Here is a 20,377-nt window from a genome sequence, read left to right on the forward strand (position 1 = left end):
TAATTGTATTTTTATGTTCAAAGTAACTAATGACAACAGAACCCACAGTCTATATGATTAGGAATATATTCATGAATGTCACGTTTATTAACATCAATTCACATCAAGAACCGAACAACCATCAGGCTGTAGGAAAGGGGCTACCTATCATGGCTATACAGATACAAGGCGTATCCAAATCATTTGTCAGTGCAACTGGCGAAGATATTCAAGTACTCGCTGAGGTTTCGATGCAAATCAAGAAGCAGGAGTTCTTCAGTATCGTGGGACCGAGCGGATGTGGCAAGAGTACGATCTTCAATATTATCGCGGGTCTGCTTAAACCAACGAATGGCAAGGTTATCGTCTGTGGCGAAGAGATTGATCAGACCACCGGGCATGTCGGCTATATGATGCAAAAGGATCTGCTGCTGCCTTGGAGAAGCATCTTGGACAATGTCACGCTAGGTTTGGAAGTGAAGGGCATGTCCAAAAAAGATCGCGGCGATATTGCCATGGATTATCTGGATCGTTATGGCCTAGCTTCATTCGCAGAAGCCTATCCCTCCACACTATCAGGCGGTATGCGCCAACGTGTAGCCCTCATACGTACCCTCGTTACCCAGCCCGATATTATATTACTGGACGAACCCTTCTCCGCACTTGATTATCAGACCCGACTCATTCTGGAAGATGAGATCTTGTCTATCCTGAAATCCGAGGGCAAGACAGGCGTGCTTATCACGCATGACATTGAGGAAGCCATCGCCATCTCCGACCGCATTGCTGTCATGAGCAAACGACCAACGACCGTGAAGCAGGTGTATGAGATTGGTCTCGCCTCGCAATACGGTTCAGCACTGAAAGCCCGCTCCGACCAGAAGTTTAAACAGTATTTTGAATCGATCTGGGCAGAGCTTGATATCCAAATGGGGAGGATCAGCTAATGAAGAGCACATCACCTGAAATTACCCTTGCCGGAAAGCCTGCTGGAGTTGTGAAGAGCAAACGCAGACAGTCCACCTTCTCCAAAGAATGGCTCATAACGATGCTGTGGCGGTTCATTATTGTAGCGGTCATCCTGGTGATCTGGGAATCCGCCGTTCGTCTGAAACTGGTTAACGGATTCCTCATGGGATCACCAAGCGCCATTCTTGATGCCGCCATCACGATGGCCAGCTCAGGGCAACTGCTTACAGACGCTTTTGCAACGGTGAATGCCACTGTTATCGGCTTCGTAGCAGGGAGCTTAATCGGCTCGTTGGCAGGATTACTCATGTGGTATTCCAAGTCCGTTGCCCGTGTGCTCGATCCGTTCATTGTAGCGATGAACGGTATTCCGAAGATCGCACTCGCCCCCATGATTATCATCTGGTTCGGTTCAGGCATCTTCTCCAAGATTGCTCTTGCCTCTGTCGCAACGTTTATCGTAGCGCTATTATCCGCCTACCAAGCGACGCATCAAATCGACGAATCCCAGATTAATCTGATGAAATCCTTCGGTGCAAAGAAATCACAGATTTTCCGCAAAATTATTGTTCCCTCCTCTCTGCCATGGATTATCTCAGCCTTCCGGATCAATATCGGTTTGGCATTGGTGTCTGTCGTAGGTGGAGAATTCATCTCTTCTGACAAAGGACTCGGACACATGGTATTCGTCGAAGGCAACCTGTTCAACCTTCCGGCCGTATGGGTCGGCGTGTTCATGCTTATGCTGGTCGCCATGCTACTCTACACCTGTGTCGGTTATATCGAATCCCGACTTCTTCCATGGAACGACAACAAGACCAGCAGCAAAACCACATCTGTCTAAACTGACCCGCAACGACTAACTTAACTACAACCATTAAAGGGGCCTGGTGACTAATGCGTACATTCAAAAAGATAGCTATTCTGGCAACGATGACGATGATCTTGACCACACTGCTCAGCGCATGCGGAAGCAATGCCGCAACACCTGCAAGTGGCGGTGGTGCATCCAGTAATGAGGGGCAAGATACTGCGAAGGTGGATAAAATCATGGTGTCCGAGGTGTATCACAATTTGCTCTACCTTCCGCTCTATGTAGCGAATAACCAAGGATTCTTAGAGGAGAATCGCATTGAGCTATCCTCCATCCGTGCTGCAGGAAGTGGACCAACAGCATTGTCATCGGTCATCTCGGGCGAGTCAGCGTTCTCATTTCATGGTCCTGAGCATGTAGCATTCGCGAATGCCAAGGGTGGAGATGCTCGCTCATTGGTCCTTCTGTCCGGCAGTGCTCCTGTATGGGCGGTTGCACGAGAAGGAGTAACGGTGGACACAACAGCGGATTTCAAAGGTAAGACCATTGTTGTAGGTTTGGCACCTACAAGCTCCAACAGTTTACTGCGGAAGCTTTTCGCCGACAATAACATCGATATCGACAAAGATGTGACGATCACCGAGGTTCAGAATGGCTCCGAACTTGGTGCTGTATTAGCCGGCAAAGCTGATATTGCTATCGTTTACGAACCCCAACTGGATCAAGGCGTTGCTGAGGGGCTGCACATTGTCCATGATTTCACGAAAGATTATCCTGACTTCGCCTTTGCAACGATGAATACAACCGCAAGCTTCATTGAGGAGAATCCTGATCTCACCCAGCGCTTCGTCACCTCTATCGAGCAAGCCCTGGACTATATTCAAACCAATCCTGATGGTGCCAAAGCAGTCGCTGTAAAAGAGTTCCCCAATCTGGACAAAGAAGTCGTGGAACAAGCCGTACAACGTATGATTGACAGCAAGGTATACCCTGCTGAGGGGCTCATCAACGAATCAGCTTTTAACACCGCAATCGATATGCAGCGCTTCATCGGCAATCTGAAGGAAGACCTCGCTTACGAGGACATTATCGATTCAAGCTTCACCAAATAGAGAGAGAAAGGGTGATTACTCTGAAACAGGACGACTATCTCACACACCGCCGTACGGAAAGTGCGAAATACACGAACGGAGTTATTACGAGTGAGGAGCTTGCTCTATTTACAGCCGACTTGGAACTGATTCGAGGTTTCAAGTTGTCAGAAGAAGTCGGCCCCAATGCGCCGCATAGGAGGGTACCTCTGCGATGATTACAAAACCACTAAACGAACTAACGATTATGGAAGCTGCAACATGGATTAAAAACAAGACGATATCTCCTGTTGAGCTTACAGAGTCCTATTTGACTCGCATTGAGCGCGTAGAGCCTGCTGTGCAAGCCTTTGTTACGGTCACCGCGGAACAAGCCTTGCAGGCCGCAAGAGAGTCTGAACGCAAGCTAATGAATGGCAACTATCTCGGCCCTCTGCATGGCATTCCTTATGGAGCGAAAGACATTATCCATACCGCTGGCATACCCACCTCGGCCGGATCTAGTACCTACCCTGACTTCATACCAGAGACGAATGCTACTGTCATTGATAAGTTGCAGGCTGCCGGCGCGATCCTCCTAGGCAAGACAACAACAACGGAATATGCCTTCCAGGGAGGAGAGCCGCCAACCCGCAATCCGTGGAATCTGGAACATACCCCCGGTGGTTCCAGTTCAGGCTCCGCCGCTGCTGTAGCGGCTGGCATGGCCTCCTTCACACTCGGAACACAGACCTTCGGATCTCTGCTCAGACCCGCAGCTTACAATGGATTAACCTGTATGAAGCCAACTTACGGCAGGGTTAGCCGTAATGGTGTCATCACAGCAAGTTGGAGCCTAGATCATATGGGTGCCTTCACTCGATCCGCACAAGATAACGCGATCGTTCTGGAAGCGATGGCGGGGCAAGATGAGCTGGACTCCTTCACGCTCCCTTATGGCAAGCCGGATTTAACCAATAAGCTTGAGCATCCTGTTTCAGGAATGGTGATCGGCCTGCCGAGCACTTTCTTCCAGACCGATGAACCGGCGATCTTGTTAGCGGTAGAGTCGGCCATCGCTGTACTTGAGAAGCTGGGCATGCAATGGAAAAAAGTCGACCTGCCTTCTTATATGGAAGAGACTATTGCCGCTCATCGTACAGTTATGCGAGCGGAAGCCGCTGCCTTCCATCAGGAACGCTTCGCAGAAGCCTCTGATCGCTACGGTCACACGATGCGGGAGCAACTTGAACTCGGCTTCCAAACGAGTGCTGTTGATTATTTGCAGGCACAGCGCATTCGAACGATATTCCGCAGCGAGATGATGATGCTTTTCGATGAAGTAGATGTGTTATTGACTCCATCAACGCCGTATGTGGCCCCCTATGGCTACAAGACCGGTAGTCCGATTTTCAACGGGCCTTTTACTAATACAGGACTACCTTCCATTACCGTTCCCATCGGATTTGATACTTCCTCAGGGAAGCAACTACCAATCGGCATGCAGCTTGCTGGTCCACTCATGCGAGAAGACCGCTTGTTGTCCATCGCCCATCAATATCAGCAGGCTACAAACTGGCATCAGTTAACAACCAATATACACCCTCACTAAGAAAGGAATGATAACTTCTATGTCTACCATCATACATGCGAGTACAGCACCCAAGTTCCCACTTCCTTTCTCCCACGCTGTCCGTGCAGGAGATATGGTCTACGTTGCAGGTCAGGTAGGCGTTGATCCACAGACCCTTGAGCCTATCGGCGGTATTAAGGAGCAGACTGAACAATGTATTCGTAATATTGAAGTGATCCTGCAAGAAGCCGGACTTACACTGGATCATATCGTGAAGGTAACGACTCATCTGGCACGAGTGGAGGATCAGCCCGCATACAACGAAGTATATGCGCGAATGATTAAGCAGCCCTATCCCGCCCGCATGACCGTATTCAGTGGGTTAGGCCCTTATTTAATTGAGATGGAAGTGCTGGCGTATGCACCATCCATTCGAGGAGAGTAGCGCATCACACACAAAAGCACCTGGACCATTAGATGGGTACAGATGCTCACATTGTCGGAGAAACCCAGTTCTCCTATGAGGAATGGGTTTCTTTCGTATTCATTTAACTGTGTAAACTGAAGAAATTCTACGCTGTGTCTCACAGACTAGCTATACTGCTTCTCACTACGCAGGCTGCTAGGCTACTTTATTTTGAAGCGGGATGATTCTTCGGCAAGTTGTTTGGTCAGTCCATCAATTCTCTGCACCATATCTGCCAGATGTTCTGTCATACCGGACTGCTCCTGCATCGTCGCAGTGACTTCTTCCACAGACGCGGATACTTCTTCCCCGGAAGCGGACAGATTCTGTGCAGCTCCAATGACGTCATCCTTATCACGTTCAATGGATTGGATCTCCGTGGCAATGGCCTGGACCTGGCTCATCATCTCATTCATATTCTGGGTGACGAAATTGAATGTCTCCTTGGTCTGGCTTACACTGCTCTTATGCTGTTCCGTAATCTCCTCAATGGCCTGAACACTTCGGTTATTCTGTTCCACGTGATTAATGGTCTGCATGACAATTCGATTGATATCCTCCGATTGCGCTGTCGTCTGCTCTGCCAGCTTGCGAATCTCGGAAGCAACCACGGCGAAGCCGCGCCCTTGCTCACCCGCTCTTGCAGCCTCAATGGAAGCATTCAGCGCAAGTAATTTCGTCTGATTCGCAATTTCGGTAATGGTACCTGTGATCTGGTGAATGCCCGAGGAGCTTTCAGCGAGTTGCACTGTAATTTTGGAGATGTTGCCAACTTCAATCTCGTTCTGTCCGTTCACCGCAATGAGCGCATCGATAACTTCATGATTATTTTTGAATGCATCCGTAATTTCATCTGCCTTGAGCATAACGGACTGCGACATCTCATTTACGTTCTCAATCTTGTTACCAACATTCATGAATTTGTCCACTATGGCTTCCGTATCGTTCGCCTGGGACTCCATAGCTCGTGAAATCTCAAATGCTGTTGTTGTTGTTTCAGCAATCGTGGTCGAGGTTTGCTGAGTGGAATTTTCTAGCTCCGTCGTACTTGTATTCAGGATGCCGATGGAATGGTTCATGCTGGAGATCAGCTGTTTGTTCCCTTCGGCCATCGTGTTAAAGCTGTCTGCCAGTTCTTTGAACTCTCCGGTATATTTGCCTTGTGCCTGAACAGTCAGGTCTCCGCCGGCCAACTGTTTGAACAACAGTGTAATTCGGCTAATCGGTCTGGTTACCAGTTGCGAGATCAGGATGCCTGCAATGATCGACACCACAATAGCACTGAACAGAACAATGTACATTTGATTCGCCATACCTGTCAGCGGCTTCTTCACATCTTCATACGTATCCTCCACAATGACAGTCCAATCAGACTTCGGAATTTTGGAGTAGAACACCACTTTTTCCTCCGTGCTCGCCTCCCCTTGTTGCAACTGCTCATTGGCAGGCAGATCAATCAGCGACTGATACTCAGAGGAATCCATCTTCTGACCAATCATTTTCTCATCTGCTGAATTAAAAATAACCAGACCTAAACGATCCAGTATAATAACTTTTCCTTCTTCGTTAATCTTGACGTTCTGTAACTGGTTGACGAAAAATGAGGTCGAGGCAGTCGTCGCAAGCACGCCTTTCACTTCCTTGTTATCACCGTAGATCGGCATTGCAAAGACGGTCCCCAGCGTTCCCAGAGATTCGGAGATCACACCTTCGCTGACATAGTTTTTCCCTTGAAGTGCCTGCTGAAAATACGTGCGTGTGGCACGTTCCCCGCCGACCACTTCGGGATTGTTTGCTGCAACCACAACGCCTTCCCGATCCAGGAGAATTAGAACGCTACTGCCCTCCATTCCTGTCAGGCTGTCTGCCAATATGCCATTGGCCTTGTTCACCAGTTCGCTATTTTCCGAAAAAAACGCGTCAGCACTCTGTCCTGCTGTATCTCTAATCTCCAGCAAGTCTTGGAATGTCCGATGTGTTGTGATTAGAAACGTGGACTGCTCCTGCAGACTTAGTGAAGTAAATAAACCTGCTCCAATCCGTTCAGAAGTCGACTGGATCTCATCTTTGCTTTTGTCCAGTGTGATCTCCTCTGCCACTTTGTAACACAGTACTGCCGTCACGGCCAGTACGATGCAGACCAGAATACTGATCATCATTGGCAATTTGAACCGAAAAGACATGTTGGTCAAGCGTTGCCTCGCTTTTGCAAATAACATGAATACATTCACCATCCATCCTCATTCTTGTTGTGTCCCATATAATATAGGTTAACTTTATATCGGTTGTTATTAAATAAACGTCCAGTATAGAAAACGATTTCAAAAATATTTTCCTTATTCTTTGGAAGCGGATAACTGTAGGTACAGGATCGGTGTTGACGATTGGAAAATGTAGACTTTGGGTTAATACAAAATATGACATCCCCATCATCGGTTAATGTATGAAATACATATCGTGAAAGAAAAGGACGATTCATTGAAGGGGAATAGGAATAGGAGTAGGAGTACAATCCATCATATGGGTTCGAAGTAGAAGAGGAGAAGTGATATGGTAAAAACAGCTTTACCCACACTTTTAAATGTCGTGCGCATTTTATTAAGTGTAAAATTGATCTACGTGATAGTGTCCTTTATTGTGTTCCTCATCGATTTTAACCAGAACATGGAGGCCTATCTTGCTTTCTCACGCAAAGGGGATGATCTGGCTTACGCCTCTGGCGTAATCGTAGGCAGAATGTTGTTTATGATTGGACCAAGTCTGCTCGCCGTTATATTCATCACCAAGAGAAAGTTCAAGCTCACCGTGACATTTCTAAGTTTGGCGCTACTTGTTGCTATTCCCAATGAAAGTAACCTGTTTATCCTGATTCATCTCTTCGCCCTGCTCATCGTGCTCTTGCACCGTCCAAGCAAGTTGTATCTGAAACGGATGTATACTGGTGGGAATGATGAAACGGTTGAACAATCTTAAAGTGCTCGCAAGATATGAATCTGGAATATGCCGTTGAACGTACAATAGATGGTGCTAAAATAAAAACAAGGACTTTCCTCAGTCGTACAGGAAGGTCCTTGTTAATTACATTCACTATATAAGTGAATTTCCAATTACAGTGCGGCTTGATAGATTTGCACGACATCTTCACGCTGCAATTTCTGGAAGAATCCGAACGGACCGAATCGCATCGCTTTATCAGCCATCACATCAATCTGACTGTCGTCGATGTCATAGTCAGCCAGACGGCTAGGAGCACCAATTGAAGTCCAGAATGTACGCAGGGCTTCGATGCCTTCTTCAGCCACTTGTTTGTCTGATTTTCCATTAGGATTGATATCAAATACATTAACGGCCATACGTTTGAATCGACTTACATCCACATCCAGATTATGCTTCATCCAGTGCGGGAACAGAATGGCAAGGCCACCCCCATGAGGGATGTCATACACGGCCGACACTGCATGTTCAATGTTGTGAGATGCCCAGTCTCCAGCAAGCCCCATATTCAGAACATCATTAAGCGCCATGGTTCCGCAGTAGAGAATGGTTTCGCGCAGTTCATAGTTTTCAGGATCTTTGATCAGGCGAGGGGCAGTATCGATGACAGTACGAAGAATCGTCTCACAGAATCCAAGCTGAACCGGTGTGTTCGTATCCAGATGGAAATAATGTTCAAACACATGCGACATCATGTCCACCATGCCGTATACAGTCTGATCCAGAGGTACCGTAAATGTGTTTACCGGATCAAGAATCGAGAACGCTGGGAATGAATACTCGCTGAACCATGCCCATTTCTCCTGTGTATCTTGATTCGTAATCACTGAACCGTTATTCATCTCGGAACCTGTCGCTGCCATCGTCAGAATTGTACCCAGTGGAAGTCCGCCCTGCGGAGTTGCTTCGCGCACAACAACATCCCACATATCCCCATCGTATTTGGCCCCTACGGCGATGGCCTTAGCGCAATCAAGTACACTGCCGCCGCCAACCGCAAGAACCAGATCAATGTGATGTGTTCTGCATAGTTCTACGCCCTTATGAACTGTAGATAGACGGGGGTTCGGTTCTACACCAGCGAGTTCCGTCACCTCTGCTCCAATCTCATTCAACTGGCCGATCACCTGGTCGTACAGGCCGCTGCGCTTGATACTTCCACCACCATATACAAGCAAAATACACTTTCCGTATTTTGGAACTTCGGTTTGCAGTGCTTGAAGCTGCCCTTTGCCAAAAATCAGCCGGGTCGGATTATAAAACTGAAAAGATCTCATTACGTATGTTCCTCCAAAAAAGTCTTAAATTTTGTGCATCCACCATTATAGTTCTCTTTATTCGTAAAAACAAATACAGGCAAGAAGGAGATAACAGATGAACATGGAGTCTATCACATTACAACAACTAATAAAACACACCATTCATCAATATGTATCCTCGGATGTTCACATTCAAAGTATTACAAGTAACCCTGTCGGGACGGGATCTCAAGCCGTTGAATTGCTTCGACATTATATTGAATTCCTTGTAAATGGAGTGAACAGGGATATTTCTCTCGTGACCAAGAAGGCTACGTTTATTGAACGCTCTGCCTTGTCCAGATTATTTTTACAAGGAGCAAATGTACCTTATAGCCTAACCAATGAACCTCATAACAAGGATCGCAGCCTGATCTGTATCCAGGATGTGGACTACCAAACCGATTATAGTCATTTGGATATAAATCTGCTTCAGAATAAAGAATTACGAGCATTGGCTTACATACATGGAACGAATATGGGGGCAAAAAAAGAATTGCCCTGGATATCTAATGTGGATCGATCTCATATCGTTGATATGATCGAAACTCGTTGGAGACCTTCTTGGAAAAACGCCATAGAAAGTCCATCATTCATTGAGGAATTTGGCTCAACGCTCATTGGGGAGATTGAAGCTGTAGCAAGTAGCATCGCAAATGATCTTGAAACTCTTATCGAGGACGAACATACGCATACGCTGATTCATAATGATCTGAATCCCGGCAATGTATTGGTACACAACAATGAGGACGTTTATTTTATCGATTGGGAGGAAGCAAGGTATGGCTCCCTGTTCTTCGACATCCCTCTGCGCTGTGCACATATGAGACAAGTTGAGATTTATCGGGAGGCTCTTAGTTCTCAAGGATACGATATTCCACAAAATCAATTTGAAAAGTACTTCTCCTCGGCATCCCGATATCTCGGAATTCGTTATATGAGTTGGAACCTTGGAGTTTGGCAACACTCCCCCCAAGCCAAAGACGACTTAAAAAAGTATATGAAAATGGTGACTGAACCCTTGTTCTCCTGATCACTTCATTTCAGATTAGACGTAAGATGAATTCACTCTCATCTTGAATCCAAACAGCTCCTGCCAATAAAGTGGCAGGAGCTTACATGGCAGGGATTTAGCGTGAACCTCGCATCTTCCATGAAAGACATACACGGATGATATCCCCTCAAATATTAAAGTTTCATTACTACCCTTTTAACCCAGATCGGCAATCCTCTGTTCAATCCGTGGAAATAGTCCAAAGGCATTCTCGTAGAACACCTTATCATGATGCTGCTCCGGTACAAGTCGGCGGACAAATTCGGCATATAGGTCGATAGGCGCAAGCGGCCAGTCCGTGCCAAACAGCATCTTCTCGTAATGATCCGAATAGACCAAGGCCCGGCGGAAATGATCCATGAACAAAGGCTCGTTCATGAAGCGTTCAAAATGAGGCCGATCCCCCACCACCAGACCAGACAAATCCGCATACACGTTCGGATTCTTCGCCACCACTTCAGCCGCATCCATCACCCAGGGATCACCCAGATGACAGATCATGAAGTTCACACCGCGCTGCTGAAAGGCCAATTCATCCACGGTCAGTGGATGCGAGTACTTAAGCAACCCGTTCATGGAGTACGTGTCTCCTGTATGAATGACGACAGGCAAGTTATACTTGGCTGCGAGTTCATAGACAGGGGTGTAGATTTTGTCATACACATAGTGATGATAGTAACCGGCATAGAGTTTGATTCCGGCTACCTCAGGGGATTGCAGTCTAGCTTCAATCCGGTCAAGCTCATCCTGAGCATTTTTTCCATCCAGCGCATTAGGATTAATGCCCACGCACTCCATGAGGAATGACGGAACCTTTTTCTCCAAATCAAGCCCCATCGGGTTGGGGGAACTGGAATCCGGGAACGCTCCCTTCGTCTGCTCCGTAACCCCCATTCCAATGCCCAAAATGACGTCGTTTTTATCGAATTCCGCTTTAAGACCTGCGGCTGAGTAATCCACTTTGGACAGATCGATTGCTGTTCGGTGAAAGCTCTCGATGTCCGACAGATGAATATGAATATCAATGATCGGCATGTGAAGCCTCCTTTTTATCGGTAGAAGTTGCAAAATTCAGTTTGAGAAGGTCATGCACATCCGCTGAACTCAGCGGGATGGGTCCCAGGACAAGATATGTTGGCTCCGTCCAGACCGTCTCCCCGTGATGGAGTGTCAGATGATGATTCACGTGCAGACCCGTCACCTGATTGTTGGCAAAAGCCCAAGCACTCTGATTCGGGTAACGATGGACCGCATGCAGCATGTTTTCACGCGAAACCGATCCGACTCGCAAGAGGTCTTCCAGTGGCAGGCCCACATCTACTTTGCCTAATGGGAATCGATCTTTGCCCGGTTGCTCTATCCATCCTTCCGCATATACAGATGAAGGCTGGAGGAAACGTTCCTCCGCAAGCGAGTAATCCGTCAGCGTCAGGCCACTTTCGTTTGTCACCGCAAGCAGCGTGCAGAGCACAGGAACACCCGGCAGCATCAAATAATGTTGGTGAATTGTGATTCCCCGATTCGCTTCATGCTTCTCAATCCGGGTGGTCAGTTTAATGCCCTTCCAGACGTTACCGTATTGATCCTTCTGCTCTGTCCAGGAAGCGACTCTCTGTTCCAACTGGCGGCTGAAACCATTCATGCCCGGGATCGCCACTCCCAACCCGCCGTACCACGGATTCCACCATGAGCGTGGAGCAGGTTCAGGGTACGAGCTGTCCAGCCATTCTTCGCCTGCAACTTTCAGTGAGTGTACGATACTGCCGAATTCTGGAGCAACGGCGATCGACAATACACCATTGTCTACAGTGTATACAGATCCCGAAGAACCTTCTTCAATCTTCTGCTTCACCTCTGTTCCGGTCTGCGGGAACCAAAGCGCCGTTCGCACCTGAATCCGATCTTCGCCTCGGTATAGCCCACGAACTTTCCAACCACTCACGTGCTGTTGGCGATCCACTTCGTCCGGTGAAAATGTCAGTTTGGCGGAGTTTAGATTCTGCTCCGGATTGAATTCCTTCGCTTTTGCCATAACCTCCGGTTCGCTACCCTGCTGTACATACAGCTCCAGGTTGCCCGCAAGCGGAACCAGTTTATGTTCAGTCAACGTTGCTTGCAGCACATCCGGGGCAAATGGATTCCCCTCACTGAGTGTCAGATCCAGATGACTGTCTAGCAAAGGAATGACCGGGTTACGCTGCTTCCTGGCAAATGCACGGAAATCATGCCATTTGGCAAACGTGTTCAGAGCAAACACCGTTTCCTTGGTTCGTGCTACAGCCCCTGCCTCCAAACGTCCCAGTTCATGCTGCAACCCCAGCGTGTATTCCGGACGAAGAAGCTTCAGGGAAGGGTCCCAATAGATGCCGCACGCCCCATACTCTTCTTTGCAGAACAGCCAGTTCTCCGTAATCTGTGAGCTATTCCAACGGTTCGGATCACCCGCATAATCATCACCCATGTCAACGAAGCGCCCCTGATAAGGAAGGATCAACCTGTTACCATAGAACCCGAAGTTATTCATTAGATACAGGTCCTCTTCCCAGGCAGTATCTCGTGTATTTTCAACTTCGTGGTGGAATTCGGCGATTCCATTCGCAGACAGCTTGACCACGGACTTAATCTGTAAGCCAGGGAAATCCTCCGAGTCATACAGCGCTTCAAGAACCTGACGTTCCCCTTCGGGATAAATATTCACTTCTTTGGCTTGTTTCTTGGATAACTCTTCGGCAAACGGCTTACCCAGCTTCGGATAAGTCCACCAGAATGAATGACGTGAACCGGGATATTCAATCCACATGACGTTATCATGCTTGTTCATATGGAGCGAGAATGCGCCATTGACGGCCACCCATTGATCCTCAATTTGCCCGCCATATTTGCCCTCGATCCCCTTCATCAGGACAGAAATTTTGCTTGTAAAAGAGATCGCATGGTTCCCCACGGGGACAGCTGTCACTTCTACTTCTTGGAAATATAGACCATATGAACGCAAGGTGAAGCGTACTGGCACAGACACTTTGCCTTTAGCAGGCACCGTAAAGCGTATCGAACGCTCCGCCCATTCAAGGAATTCATCCTCAGGCAGGTTCAGGCTGAACTCTGTTTCTGCATCCACATTATTTTCCACATTCAGAATTAACTCCGCCGGGATACCTGGAAAGAGCTCCTTCACGGGCAAAACGGTCTTGATCTTGGCCGGAAATTTCGGGGCAATACCTAACCTGAACTCCGCTTTCTTACCACCGATCAGCCATGTGCTGGCAACAACGGGATGGGTCTTATTGTTATTCTGTTCCTCTGTAATCGGATCAAGGTGAAACTCACCTTCCACGGTAATGGTTTCTCCCGGAGCCACTGTTCGTGCAACGTCTAGCGCAAATCGAATATTTTTGTTATCCTCACCCTTGATCTCAACCGCCAGATCGGACGCAGAAGTGTTCTTGATGCGATAGCGAACCTTGTAGCTGGAACCGAAAACCAGATCATGAGCATCGACCTCTGTAGCGATCTCGTAATCCGGTGTTTCGAGGGCCGTCAGCCCGCGACCCGACTTTTCAAATTCAGCCCGCAGGGAGACCTCTCCCTTTTTCCACGTATAGTCAAAGAAATCAAACCCACGCTCCCGTCGGCCATCCGGCTCGACGACGAGTTCACGCGTGCTGTCTGCATACCAATCCAGCTCCTCGAAATAAGGAGCAAGTGCTTCAGTCTGCAAGATGGTGGGAATGAAATTCATCAGATGCACATTCTCATCTTTTTTCTCCCAGAAGAATCCGCATTTCTTGTACATCGGCACAGCCTTCGTATTGCCTGCCCATGTGAACAGATCCAGACGGGGCCATCCGGCCTCTACGGTCTTGCGCACAGCATTCAGGATCAGGTTGCGTCCGACCTTGTACCCGTGATAGTCAGGGCGTACGTTAAGCAACGGTACATATAACGCTCTCTCGTCATAGCGGTAATGAGCAAAACTGCAGAAGCCAACTACCTCTTTCCCATGAACGGCTAGAAATGCATGAAGATTGGACGAACTCTCCATCTCGCGGCGAACCGTTTCCTCTGTTCTAAGGTTGGTGCCGCCTCCCCAGCTCTCATTACTGCGGTTCCACATATCCGCGAGTGCGGCAGCATAAGAGGGATCGTACTCAATAATCTGAATTTGATCGATAATCGAAGTTACGTTCATGTTCGGATCTCCTTCTCTTTATGTACAGGATGGTGAAGAAGCTAGTGATAGTCTTATCATACTATATTTGGAAGCATTTTCAGAGGATTAAAAATCTTTCTTATCAACTTATAAGTGCCTTTCGGAAGCTCTTATTCGAAGCGTCAAGGATGGATGAAGCTACTTAGATATGAAAGAAAAAATCCACGTCTTTTAGTTAGACGTGGATTTAGGAATATGATCAGCTACTAATTTTCAATTATGCCAATATAGAACGGACATTGCGTAGAACTGATTTCATAAATTCAGAGGTTGGTTCGGCATGTCCCGCAATTTGGATACGTCGTTGCCGCACATCAAGACTCTTCAACTGATCTGTCAAAACAACACCTGAAAATGGCAGGTCTTCTGGTAGTGTAACTTCAAAAGGATAATCCTTGGCTTGGCTCGTTATGGGACTTACAACGGCAAAACCCGTTATTTCATTGAATTCAAGTTCCGATAGAACAATAGCCGGTCGTCTCCCGGCTTGCTCATGACCCGCTTGAGGATCAAAGTCAAGCCATATCAGATCGCCTCGCTTGGGAATAATCAAAGTAACTCGTTCCCTTCAGTGCCAAAGTCTATTTCTTCATGTCTTGTATCCTGTTTCACTTTAGAGAGCAACGTCTTTAGATGGTTACGTAGTTCCTCATTGGACTCTACAGGCTTGATTTTTGGACGCAACAACAATTCATTATCTTCTGTCACCAAAATCTCGATTTCCGAGCCTTCTTCCAGATTAAGACGCTTAAGCAATTGATTAGGAATACGAATTGCACTGCTATTTCCCCATTTGCTAAGTGTGGCTGTAGTCATGGCAATCCCACGCCTTTCGTTTGATTGATGCTCCAATTATACCTCACCTCCCTACAGTTGTATATCTATATGATATACATGAAACAATAAAAGGATACATTGTATTCAACCATAATATGGATCTGGTCGATAATCGAAGTTTCGGTCATGTTCTGATCTTCTTCTCTTTATGTACAGGATGGTGAAGAAGCTAGTGATAGTTTTATCACGCTATATTTGGAAACATTTTCAGAGTGTTATATTGGTGTTAGGGGCAGGGTGATATGGAGTTCATCTTGTTCCAAGACCGACCGCCTGCTCAACGCATGTCGAATGAGATATCGCTTATGTATGACCTAACATATCCCGCCGTGACGGGCTTAATCGGATATGCGTGTGAGTTTTGACAAGCTCTATTCGCTATTGTTACTCTTGGTATAGGAGTGTTTCTAAACTATAAAAAATAGATAGATTTGTGGAGGGAAAGCATGACGGAGTGGATCACGCAATTTATACTTTTTTTCAAAGATTTGTCGTACGCAGGTCTCGTTATTGCCTTGTCGTTTGAATTCGTACCTGCTGAACTCGTGCTGCCCATGGCGGGATATTGGGTGTACCTTGGAGATATGAAACTGTGGCTGGCTATACTGGCGGGTACCATAGGTGGAACGTTTGGCCCTCTGACGTTATATGCCCTGGGACGGTACGGCGGCAGACCTATGGTCGAAAAATACGGCAAGTATTTCTTGATTAAACCTCATCATCTGGACGCCTCCGATACGTTCTTCGAGAAATATGGCAGCGGGGTCGCTTTCTATGGCCGTTTTGTACCTGGCATTCGGACCGTGATCTCCATCCCTTGCGGAATGGCGAAGATGAATGTGTTCAAATTCAGTCTCTTTACATTCCTGGCCATGCTTCCGATCACCTCATTATACATCTACTTAGGCTTCAAATTAGGCTCTCAATGGGAGCACGTGGATGAGATTGTTAAACCTTATATCGTTCCGGCAGCGGTGGTTTTCTTGGGCGCTTTTGGATTGTATGTGCTTTTGAAACGTTGGAAAAGAAGAGCGGCTTTGAACAAGTCATAGGCTTGGTGAGGTAATGCGGAGACGATATCTCGTACTAATTCAACTTGGTTATTCATATGCAAAGCCCCACCGATCATGGCGATCAATGGGGCTTTTATCTTTGCAATTGATTTCTAAATCAGTTCCTGCCTTCTTCTCAAATACACATACAACACTACACCCGATGCCGCACAGATCACCGCACATAATCCAATGAATCCATATCCCGCTTGAAGCCCACGCAGCAGTCCCAACTGAGTCGTTGAACCGTACATATTCTTCACACCTTCAATAACCCAGCCAATCACATAGTTACCGATGACACTGCCGACCCCCATCAGGGTAACTGTAAACGTAATCGCCGTGTCACTGCCGTTTGGATATCTGCGTGCGATAAACGCCATAACGGTTGGATAGATCATCGCTATACCCGCACCCGAGATGGCAAAGAAGATGGCGAGACCCTCTCCTCCGGCAAGCGCAATAAACGTACAAATGGCCGAGAACGCAGAGAAGATTATAAGCGACAGTACAAATCCGATCCGGTCCGTTAGAGGACCCAGCAGCAAACGTCCAAGCGAGAACGTAAGGAAGAATGCTGACAGTAACCCCGAAGCTTTCACCGTGTCCCACGTATAGGCTTTCTCCAGAAAGTTAACGAGCCAACCCCCAACCGCCAGTTCCGATACCACGCCAAAAGAAAGAATGAGCACCATCAGCCAGATGGCTGGATCACGTGTTAACGTCTTGAGCGAGGTCCGATCTTCATGAGGAAGATCATCCCCCGGAAATTTACTGCGCAGCGCCGCAATGATCGGCAGCAGACAGAGTGATAACATCACCAGATACATGCCGCGCCAGTCCAGTACATGTCCGAACACGCTCAACGACATCACCCCTGTCGCCAGCAATGGCGCTACCGTTGAACTAAGCCCATAGAAGAAATGGGACAGGTTCATCATCGTACCTGTATTTTTCACAAAGATCCGTGCACCCAGAATCGCCAAAGCAATCTCCAGCATGCCGTTACCGATGTACATGAAGAAGTATGATGAAGCAAAGAGCGGATAGTTATGAGACATGTAAATGAACACACCCGAGAGGATCATCGATGCAAACGATATGATGCTAACCGCCTTGATGCCCCATTTGCGAACCAGTATAGCCGTGAACGAGCAGGCGATCAGATAGCCCAGTGCATTCAGGGACAGTAACGTGCCGAGCTGTTTCTCATCCAGATTGAAGTCGAATTGAATACGCGGAATGGCCGGCCCCTTAATATTTTCCGATATCCCAAATACGATAAATCCCAAAAAGATTGTTGCCAGTTGCATGGCGTACAGCTTGTTGAACTTTCGTTTGTTGCCTTGTGTATCTGCTTGCTGATTCAAAATAAGTTCCTCCAGTGTGTTCAGAAAAATGAATGCACGTTATAACTACGATTGCAGTACCATCTTCCGACCGCTGTTATCCCTGTATTTTTTTGAATCGTTCCTAAAGGTGAAAATACAGTGATAAAGGCGTTCTTCAGATTGGTTCTGCCCTCTCCGTTGTCGTGTCAAAAATTTTGCTTAACTCCAATTCACAATAAGTAGTTCCTACCACTGCTTCTCAACCACCTGAATGCGGTAGGTCAGGCTCTCCAGTGTAACAGCGACTAGCCCCGTCACATATTCGCGCCGTGTGTCTCTTTGGATGATCAACTCCGGCATATGTTCCTGTGGGATCAGGTGATCCCGACAGCCTTGTAACAGGTCATCCCGCATAGCCGGGTCCATTGTATCGCCCGTAACGACGATCGCAGCCGGGTTGATAATCGCAATGATGGAGATCAGCGTCTTTGTGACGAGTTCCTGCAACCCTTCCGTCGTTTTCAACATGCTCAACTGCTCTTCCCGTGACACGCCAAAAGGTAAAAAGGACACTTCTCCCCCAAATTGCGTGTTCCCGGTCAACGGACGACCGTCAATGATAAAGCCTGCCCCCGGAAAATGGTTCTCCGGAAAAGTCACCACCGCGAAGTTCTTCTCTTCCTCAAATTGCTGCTGGTTGTAAAGTCCGTAGACCGTCAGGTTCATGTCGTTGCCAATGACCACTTCCACGTCTTCATATTGCTCCTTAAGCCTTGGCCCGAGTGGCTGATACATCAGCTCCGGTACATCGCAAATTCCAATCACTCCGTTGTGCGCCACCCCGGGTATGCCGATACCAATCGCCTGCACATTGTGGTGTTGTTCGATCAGGTTTGCAATCAGATCCTCTACCACACTTACATTAATCTCATCCAATATGAGTGTCTGTTCGTCCGCCATCTCTCCGTTCAGATTGGCATATGTATGTGTGATCGAGTGAATGCCGCCCTCTGTTCGAATAATCAGGCACAGTACACTGGCGTAGTCAGCATTAAACTGATACCGACTTGCAGGTCTTCCCCCACTCGACTCGTCTGGACCTAAATCGATAATCTCACCTGTCTGAAGTAACTCATTCAGTATCGTGCCGCATGTCGCTACGCTGAGTTTGGTAAGGTTTGCTATGGAAGCTTTTGTGCCTACGCCCATGGATCGGAGTGTATTCTTCACCAATTCAACGTTAATGCGCTTCACCTGTTGGGTGTTGTGTGATGTGGGTAACATCGTTAGTTATATGCCTCCTTTCGTTCATTTCGAACCATTCAATGAAAGTTTTTAAAAGTATTTTAATAATTGAAGTGTATGGCGATTTGGGAGGAAAGTCAATGCTTATTTTGGAACGAAAAACGTTTGGACGGGAAGGCAAAAAGACAGTTCAAGATCATCGGTTACGATCCTGCACTGTCCTTTAGTTAAAGTGGTTTTATGTAGACTGGCTCATTTGATTTGCCAAGATGCTCTTCTCCAGTCGGACTTTAAATAATTTTCGGTTTAGATCCTGCTCCATGGCATGAAGGTGATATGCTGCTTGTTTCACTGTCTCCATGTCTAGCACACCTGCCTGCCTCGCGATAATATCCATGGCGTCCAGGATGAGTTTGTTACATGTGACAAGTTGGTCGACGTAATCGCCTTCTTGTCGGACGAGTTGTACGTACTGCGAAGCGAGGTCTTCGCTGTTGGTACTTGTCATGTCACCACTCCTTTGTTAAGGACAGGGTAACATATCACTAGTAAAGATGTGGTACGTGAGAACGTACCATTGTATTCCTATTCGCATCATTGTTTATTAACAGTAATCATCTATTTGACTGAATGAATTTATAGTAATCTTTAAGTTTTGCCTGCTACACATGCGGCTTTATGAAGTATTATTATTATAGATTTCCAACATAAAAATCATTAATTCAATTTTTTATATAAATATGTTAAACATTTCTAGAAGTTCCACCGTCTAATTATTGGAAAGAACATAAATTTAGATTGGAGGTTAGCTTTATGAATAAAAAATTAGTTTTTTCAACAGTCATACTCTCTTTAATGGCAGGAGGAATGATTTACTCAGGTACACTTGATCAAAGGAATTCAGGGTCAGTCGTTAATGGGGATGCTCAGACTTCAGGACCTATTAATAATCAAGAAACGGATGAAAAGAAAACCTTCAAAGGTCAACTAGAGGTATTTCCCTTCGAGGATGGGGTTAAACAAGCAGATTTAATTGTCAAAGTAGTATTACGTGAAAACCTTGGTGAACTTACCGAACCCGTGCCTAAAAGTATATTTAATGCTCAAATTCTAAGTACACAAAAAAGTGACCCTACACTAGTATCAGAAACTATTAGTATCATGCAACAAGGTAATAGTGAAGTCTTGTTTAATGATAATCCGTTATTCCAAGAAAATGAAGAATATATTCTATTCTTGAAAAAAGCTGTTGGTTCTGTGGCAGAAGAATATCCAAACCTTTATTGGATACTGGGTGAAGAGACTAATATGTATAAAAATATTAGAAATAACACTGTTGAAAAATTAGGGTATATTGACAAAGAACTTTATGATGTTGAGAACAACCATACTTTAAATCTCAATGAAACGCCTAACACTCAAGTGCTCAACGAAGAAGAATTCATTAAGAAAATAGAATCAGTAACTAAATAATTTAACAAAGAG

At 46.6% G+C, this 20,377-nt stretch carries 19 protein-coding genes; 10 read left to right on the forward strand and 9 right to left on the reverse strand.

The window, feature by feature from the left end:
• Positions 1 to 149 precede the first annotated feature (149 nt).
• Genes MKZ12_RS22245 through MKZ12_RS22270 form a run of 6 tightly spaced genes read left to right on the forward strand, consistent with a single transcriptional unit; the run spans position 150 to position 4,850 of the window.
• Complete coding sequence (locus MKZ12_RS22245; protein ID WP_339236628.1) at positions 150 to 926, forward strand: ABC transporter ATP-binding protein; 777 nt, start codon at positions 150 to 152, stop codon at positions 924 to 926.
• Positions 926 to 1,792: an ABC transporter permease gene (locus MKZ12_RS22250; RefSeq protein WP_339236631.1), complete on the forward strand. Its 867-nt coding sequence runs from the start codon at positions 926 to 928 to the stop codon at positions 1,790 to 1,792. Before MKZ12_RS22245 ends, MKZ12_RS22250 begins: the two co-directional genes overlap by 1 nt.
• Before the next feature lie 53 nt (positions 1,793 to 1,845).
• Entirely contained in the window at positions 1,846 to 2,874 is a 1,029-nt protein-coding gene (locus MKZ12_RS22255; RefSeq protein WP_339256753.1) for an ABC transporter substrate-binding protein, read from the forward strand.
• Positions 2,875 to 2,885: 11 nt separating this feature from the next.
• Positions 2,886 to 3,071, forward strand: coding sequence for a hypothetical protein (locus tag MKZ12_RS22260; RefSeq protein ID WP_339236635.1), 186 nt, complete (start codon positions 2,886 to 2,888; stop codon positions 3,069 to 3,071).
• Positions 3,068 to 4,444, forward strand: coding sequence for an amidase (locus MKZ12_RS22265; RefSeq protein WP_339256755.1), 1,377 nt, complete (start codon positions 3,068 to 3,070; stop codon positions 4,442 to 4,444). Before MKZ12_RS22260 ends, MKZ12_RS22265 begins: the two co-directional genes overlap by 4 nt.
• Positions 4,445 to 4,463: 19 nt before the next feature.
• The gene (locus tag MKZ12_RS22270; protein ID WP_339256757.1) at positions 4,464 to 4,850 is read left to right on the forward strand and encodes a Rid family hydrolase; all 387 of its coding nucleotides are present in this window, start codon (positions 4,464 to 4,466) and stop codon (positions 4,848 to 4,850) included.
• 182 nt (positions 4,851 to 5,032) lie between these two features.
• On the opposite strand, the gene MKZ12_RS22275 is transcribed toward MKZ12_RS22270, so the two are convergent.
• Positions 5,033 to 7,090, reverse strand: coding sequence for a methyl-accepting chemotaxis protein (locus tag MKZ12_RS22275; protein WP_339256759.1), 2,058 nt, complete (start codon positions 7,088 to 7,090; stop codon positions 5,033 to 5,035).
• 331 nt (positions 7,091 to 7,421) lie between these two features.
• Here MKZ12_RS22275 and MKZ12_RS22280 point away from each other — a divergent pair, with 331 nt between their 5' ends.
• Entirely contained in the window at positions 7,422 to 7,844 is a 423-nt protein-coding gene (locus MKZ12_RS22280; RefSeq protein ID WP_339256761.1) for a hypothetical protein, read from the forward strand.
• Between the two features lie 134 nt (positions 7,845 to 7,978).
• On the opposite strand, the gene MKZ12_RS22285 is transcribed toward MKZ12_RS22280, so the two are convergent.
• Entirely contained in the window at positions 7,979 to 9,142 is a 1,164-nt protein-coding gene (locus tag MKZ12_RS22285; RefSeq protein WP_339256763.1) for an iron-containing alcohol dehydrogenase, read from the reverse strand.
• Positions 9,143 to 9,239: 97 nt separating this feature from the next.
• Between MKZ12_RS22285 and MKZ12_RS22290 the strand changes: the two genes are divergently transcribed.
• Positions 9,240 to 10,196 carry an aminoglycoside phosphotransferase family protein gene (locus tag MKZ12_RS22290; protein ID WP_339256765.1) on the forward strand — a complete coding sequence of 319 codons (957 nt, stop codon included), beginning with the start codon at positions 9,240 to 9,242 and terminating at the stop codon, positions 10,194 to 10,196.
• Positions 10,197 to 10,373: 177 nt separating this feature from the next.
• Here MKZ12_RS22290 and MKZ12_RS22295 read toward each other — a convergent pair whose 3' ends face one another.
• The 4 genes from MKZ12_RS22295 to MKZ12_RS22310 all read right to left on the reverse strand — a co-directional run bounded on the left by MKZ12_RS22295 (position 10,374) and on the right by MKZ12_RS22310 (position 15,279).
• Entirely contained in the window at positions 10,374 to 11,252 is an 879-nt protein-coding gene (locus tag MKZ12_RS22295; RefSeq protein ID WP_339256766.1) for a TatD family hydrolase, read from the reverse strand.
• On the reverse strand, positions 11,239 to 14,406 hold the full coding sequence (locus tag MKZ12_RS22300; protein ID WP_339256768.1) for a GNAT family N-acetyltransferase: 3,168 nt from the start codon (positions 14,404 to 14,406) through the stop codon (positions 11,239 to 11,241). The genes MKZ12_RS22295 and MKZ12_RS22300 overlap by 14 nt, the downstream gene beginning before the upstream one ends.
• Positions 14,407 to 14,644: 238 nt before the next feature.
• Positions 14,645 to 14,980, reverse strand: a complete 336-nt coding sequence (locus MKZ12_RS22305) for a type II toxin-antitoxin system PemK/MazF family toxin (RefSeq protein ID WP_339256770.1) — start codon at positions 14,978 to 14,980, stop codon at positions 14,645 to 14,647.
• Positions 14,977 to 15,279 carry an AbrB/MazE/SpoVT family DNA-binding domain-containing protein gene (locus MKZ12_RS22310; protein WP_278298676.1) on the reverse strand — a complete coding sequence of 101 codons (303 nt, stop codon included), beginning with the start codon at positions 15,277 to 15,279 and terminating at the stop codon, positions 14,977 to 14,979. Before MKZ12_RS22310 ends, MKZ12_RS22305 begins: the two co-directional genes overlap by 4 nt.
• A 431-nt stretch (positions 15,280 to 15,710) precedes the next feature.
• Here MKZ12_RS22310 and MKZ12_RS22315 point away from each other — a divergent pair, with 431 nt between their 5' ends.
• Positions 15,711 to 16,316: a DedA family protein gene (locus MKZ12_RS22315; protein ID WP_339256773.1), complete on the forward strand. Its 606-nt coding sequence runs from the start codon at positions 15,711 to 15,713 to the stop codon at positions 16,314 to 16,316.
• Between the two features lie 113 nt (positions 16,317 to 16,429).
• Here the strand turns inward: MKZ12_RS22315 and MKZ12_RS22320 are convergent, their stop codons facing one another.
• From MKZ12_RS22320 to MKZ12_RS22330, 3 genes are all read right to left on the reverse strand, one after another.
• Positions 16,430 to 17,629, reverse strand: coding sequence for an MFS transporter (locus tag MKZ12_RS22320; protein ID WP_339261493.1), 1,200 nt, complete (start codon positions 17,627 to 17,629; stop codon positions 16,430 to 16,432).
• A gap of 264 nt (positions 17,630 to 17,893) precedes the next feature.
• Positions 17,894 to 18,931, reverse strand: coding sequence for an ROK family protein (locus MKZ12_RS22325; protein WP_339256775.1), 1,038 nt, complete (start codon positions 18,929 to 18,931; stop codon positions 17,894 to 17,896).
• 199 nt (positions 18,932 to 19,130) lie between these two features.
• Entirely contained in the window at positions 19,131 to 19,400 is a 270-nt protein-coding gene (locus tag MKZ12_RS22330; RefSeq protein ID WP_339256777.1) for a hypothetical protein, read from the reverse strand.
• Between the two features lie 305 nt (positions 19,401 to 19,705).
• Between MKZ12_RS22330 and MKZ12_RS22335 the strand changes: the two genes are divergently transcribed.
• Positions 19,706 to 20,365: a hypothetical protein gene (locus tag MKZ12_RS22335; protein WP_339236670.1), complete on the forward strand. Its 660-nt coding sequence runs from the start codon at positions 19,706 to 19,708 to the stop codon at positions 20,363 to 20,365.
• Positions 20,366 to 20,377 lie beyond the last annotated feature (12 nt).

Origin of the sequence: Paenibacillus sp. FSL R5-0713 (genome assembly GCF_037973325.1) — a bacterium.
Classification (GTDB): Bacteria; Bacillota; Bacilli; order Paenibacillales; family Paenibacillaceae; genus Paenibacillus.

Coding starts and splice junctions, on each gene's coding strand:
- MKZ12_RS22245 (WP_339236628.1), top strand. CDS start 150: ATGGCTATACAGATACAAGGCGTATCCAAATCATTTGTCAGTGCAACT.
- MKZ12_RS22250 (WP_339236631.1), top strand. CDS start 926: ATGAAGAGCACATCACCTGAAATTACCCTTGCCGGAAAGCCTGCTGGA.
- MKZ12_RS22255 (WP_339256753.1), top strand. CDS start 1,846: ATGCGTACATTCAAAAAGATAGCTATTCTGGCAACGATGACGATGATC.
- MKZ12_RS22265 (WP_339256755.1), top strand. CDS start 3,068: ATGATTACAAAACCACTAAACGAACTAACGATTATGGAAGCTGCAACA.
- MKZ12_RS22270 (WP_339256757.1), top strand. CDS start 4,464: ATGTCTACCATCATACATGCGAGTACAGCACCCAAGTTCCCACTTCCT.
- MKZ12_RS22275 (WP_339256759.1), bottom strand. CDS start 7,090: ATGTTATTTGCAAAAGCGAGGCAACGCTTGACCAACATGTCTTTTCGG.
- MKZ12_RS22280 (WP_339256761.1), top strand. CDS start 7,422: ATGGTAAAAACAGCTTTACCCACACTTTTAAATGTCGTGCGCATTTTA.
- MKZ12_RS22285 (WP_339256763.1), bottom strand. CDS start 9,142: ATGAGATCTTTTCAGTTTTATAATCCGACCCGGCTGATTTTTGGCAAA.
- MKZ12_RS22290 (WP_339256765.1), top strand. CDS start 9,240: ATGAACATGGAGTCTATCACATTACAACAACTAATAAAACACACCATT.
- MKZ12_RS22295 (WP_339256766.1), bottom strand. CDS start 11,252: ATGCCGATCATTGATATTCATATTCATCTGTCGGACATCGAGAGCTTT.
- MKZ12_RS22300 (WP_339256768.1), bottom strand. CDS start 14,406: ATGAACGTAACTTCGATTATCGATCAAATTCAGATTATTGAGTACGAT.
- MKZ12_RS22315 (WP_339256773.1), top strand. CDS start 15,711: ATGACGGAGTGGATCACGCAATTTATACTTTTTTTCAAAGATTTGTCG.
- MKZ12_RS22320 (WP_339261493.1), bottom strand. CDS start 17,629: ATGCAACTGGCAACAATCTTTTTGGGATTTATCGTATTTGGGATATCG.
- MKZ12_RS22325 (WP_339256775.1), bottom strand. CDS start 18,931: ATGTTACCCACATCACACAACACCCAACAGGTGAAGCGCATTAACGTT.
- MKZ12_RS22330 (WP_339256777.1), bottom strand. CDS start 19,400: ATGACAAGTACCAACAGCGAAGACCTCGCTTCGCAGTACGTACAACTC.
- MKZ12_RS22335 (WP_339236670.1), top strand. CDS start 19,706: ATGAATAAAAAATTAGTTTTTTCAACAGTCATACTCTCTTTAATGGCA.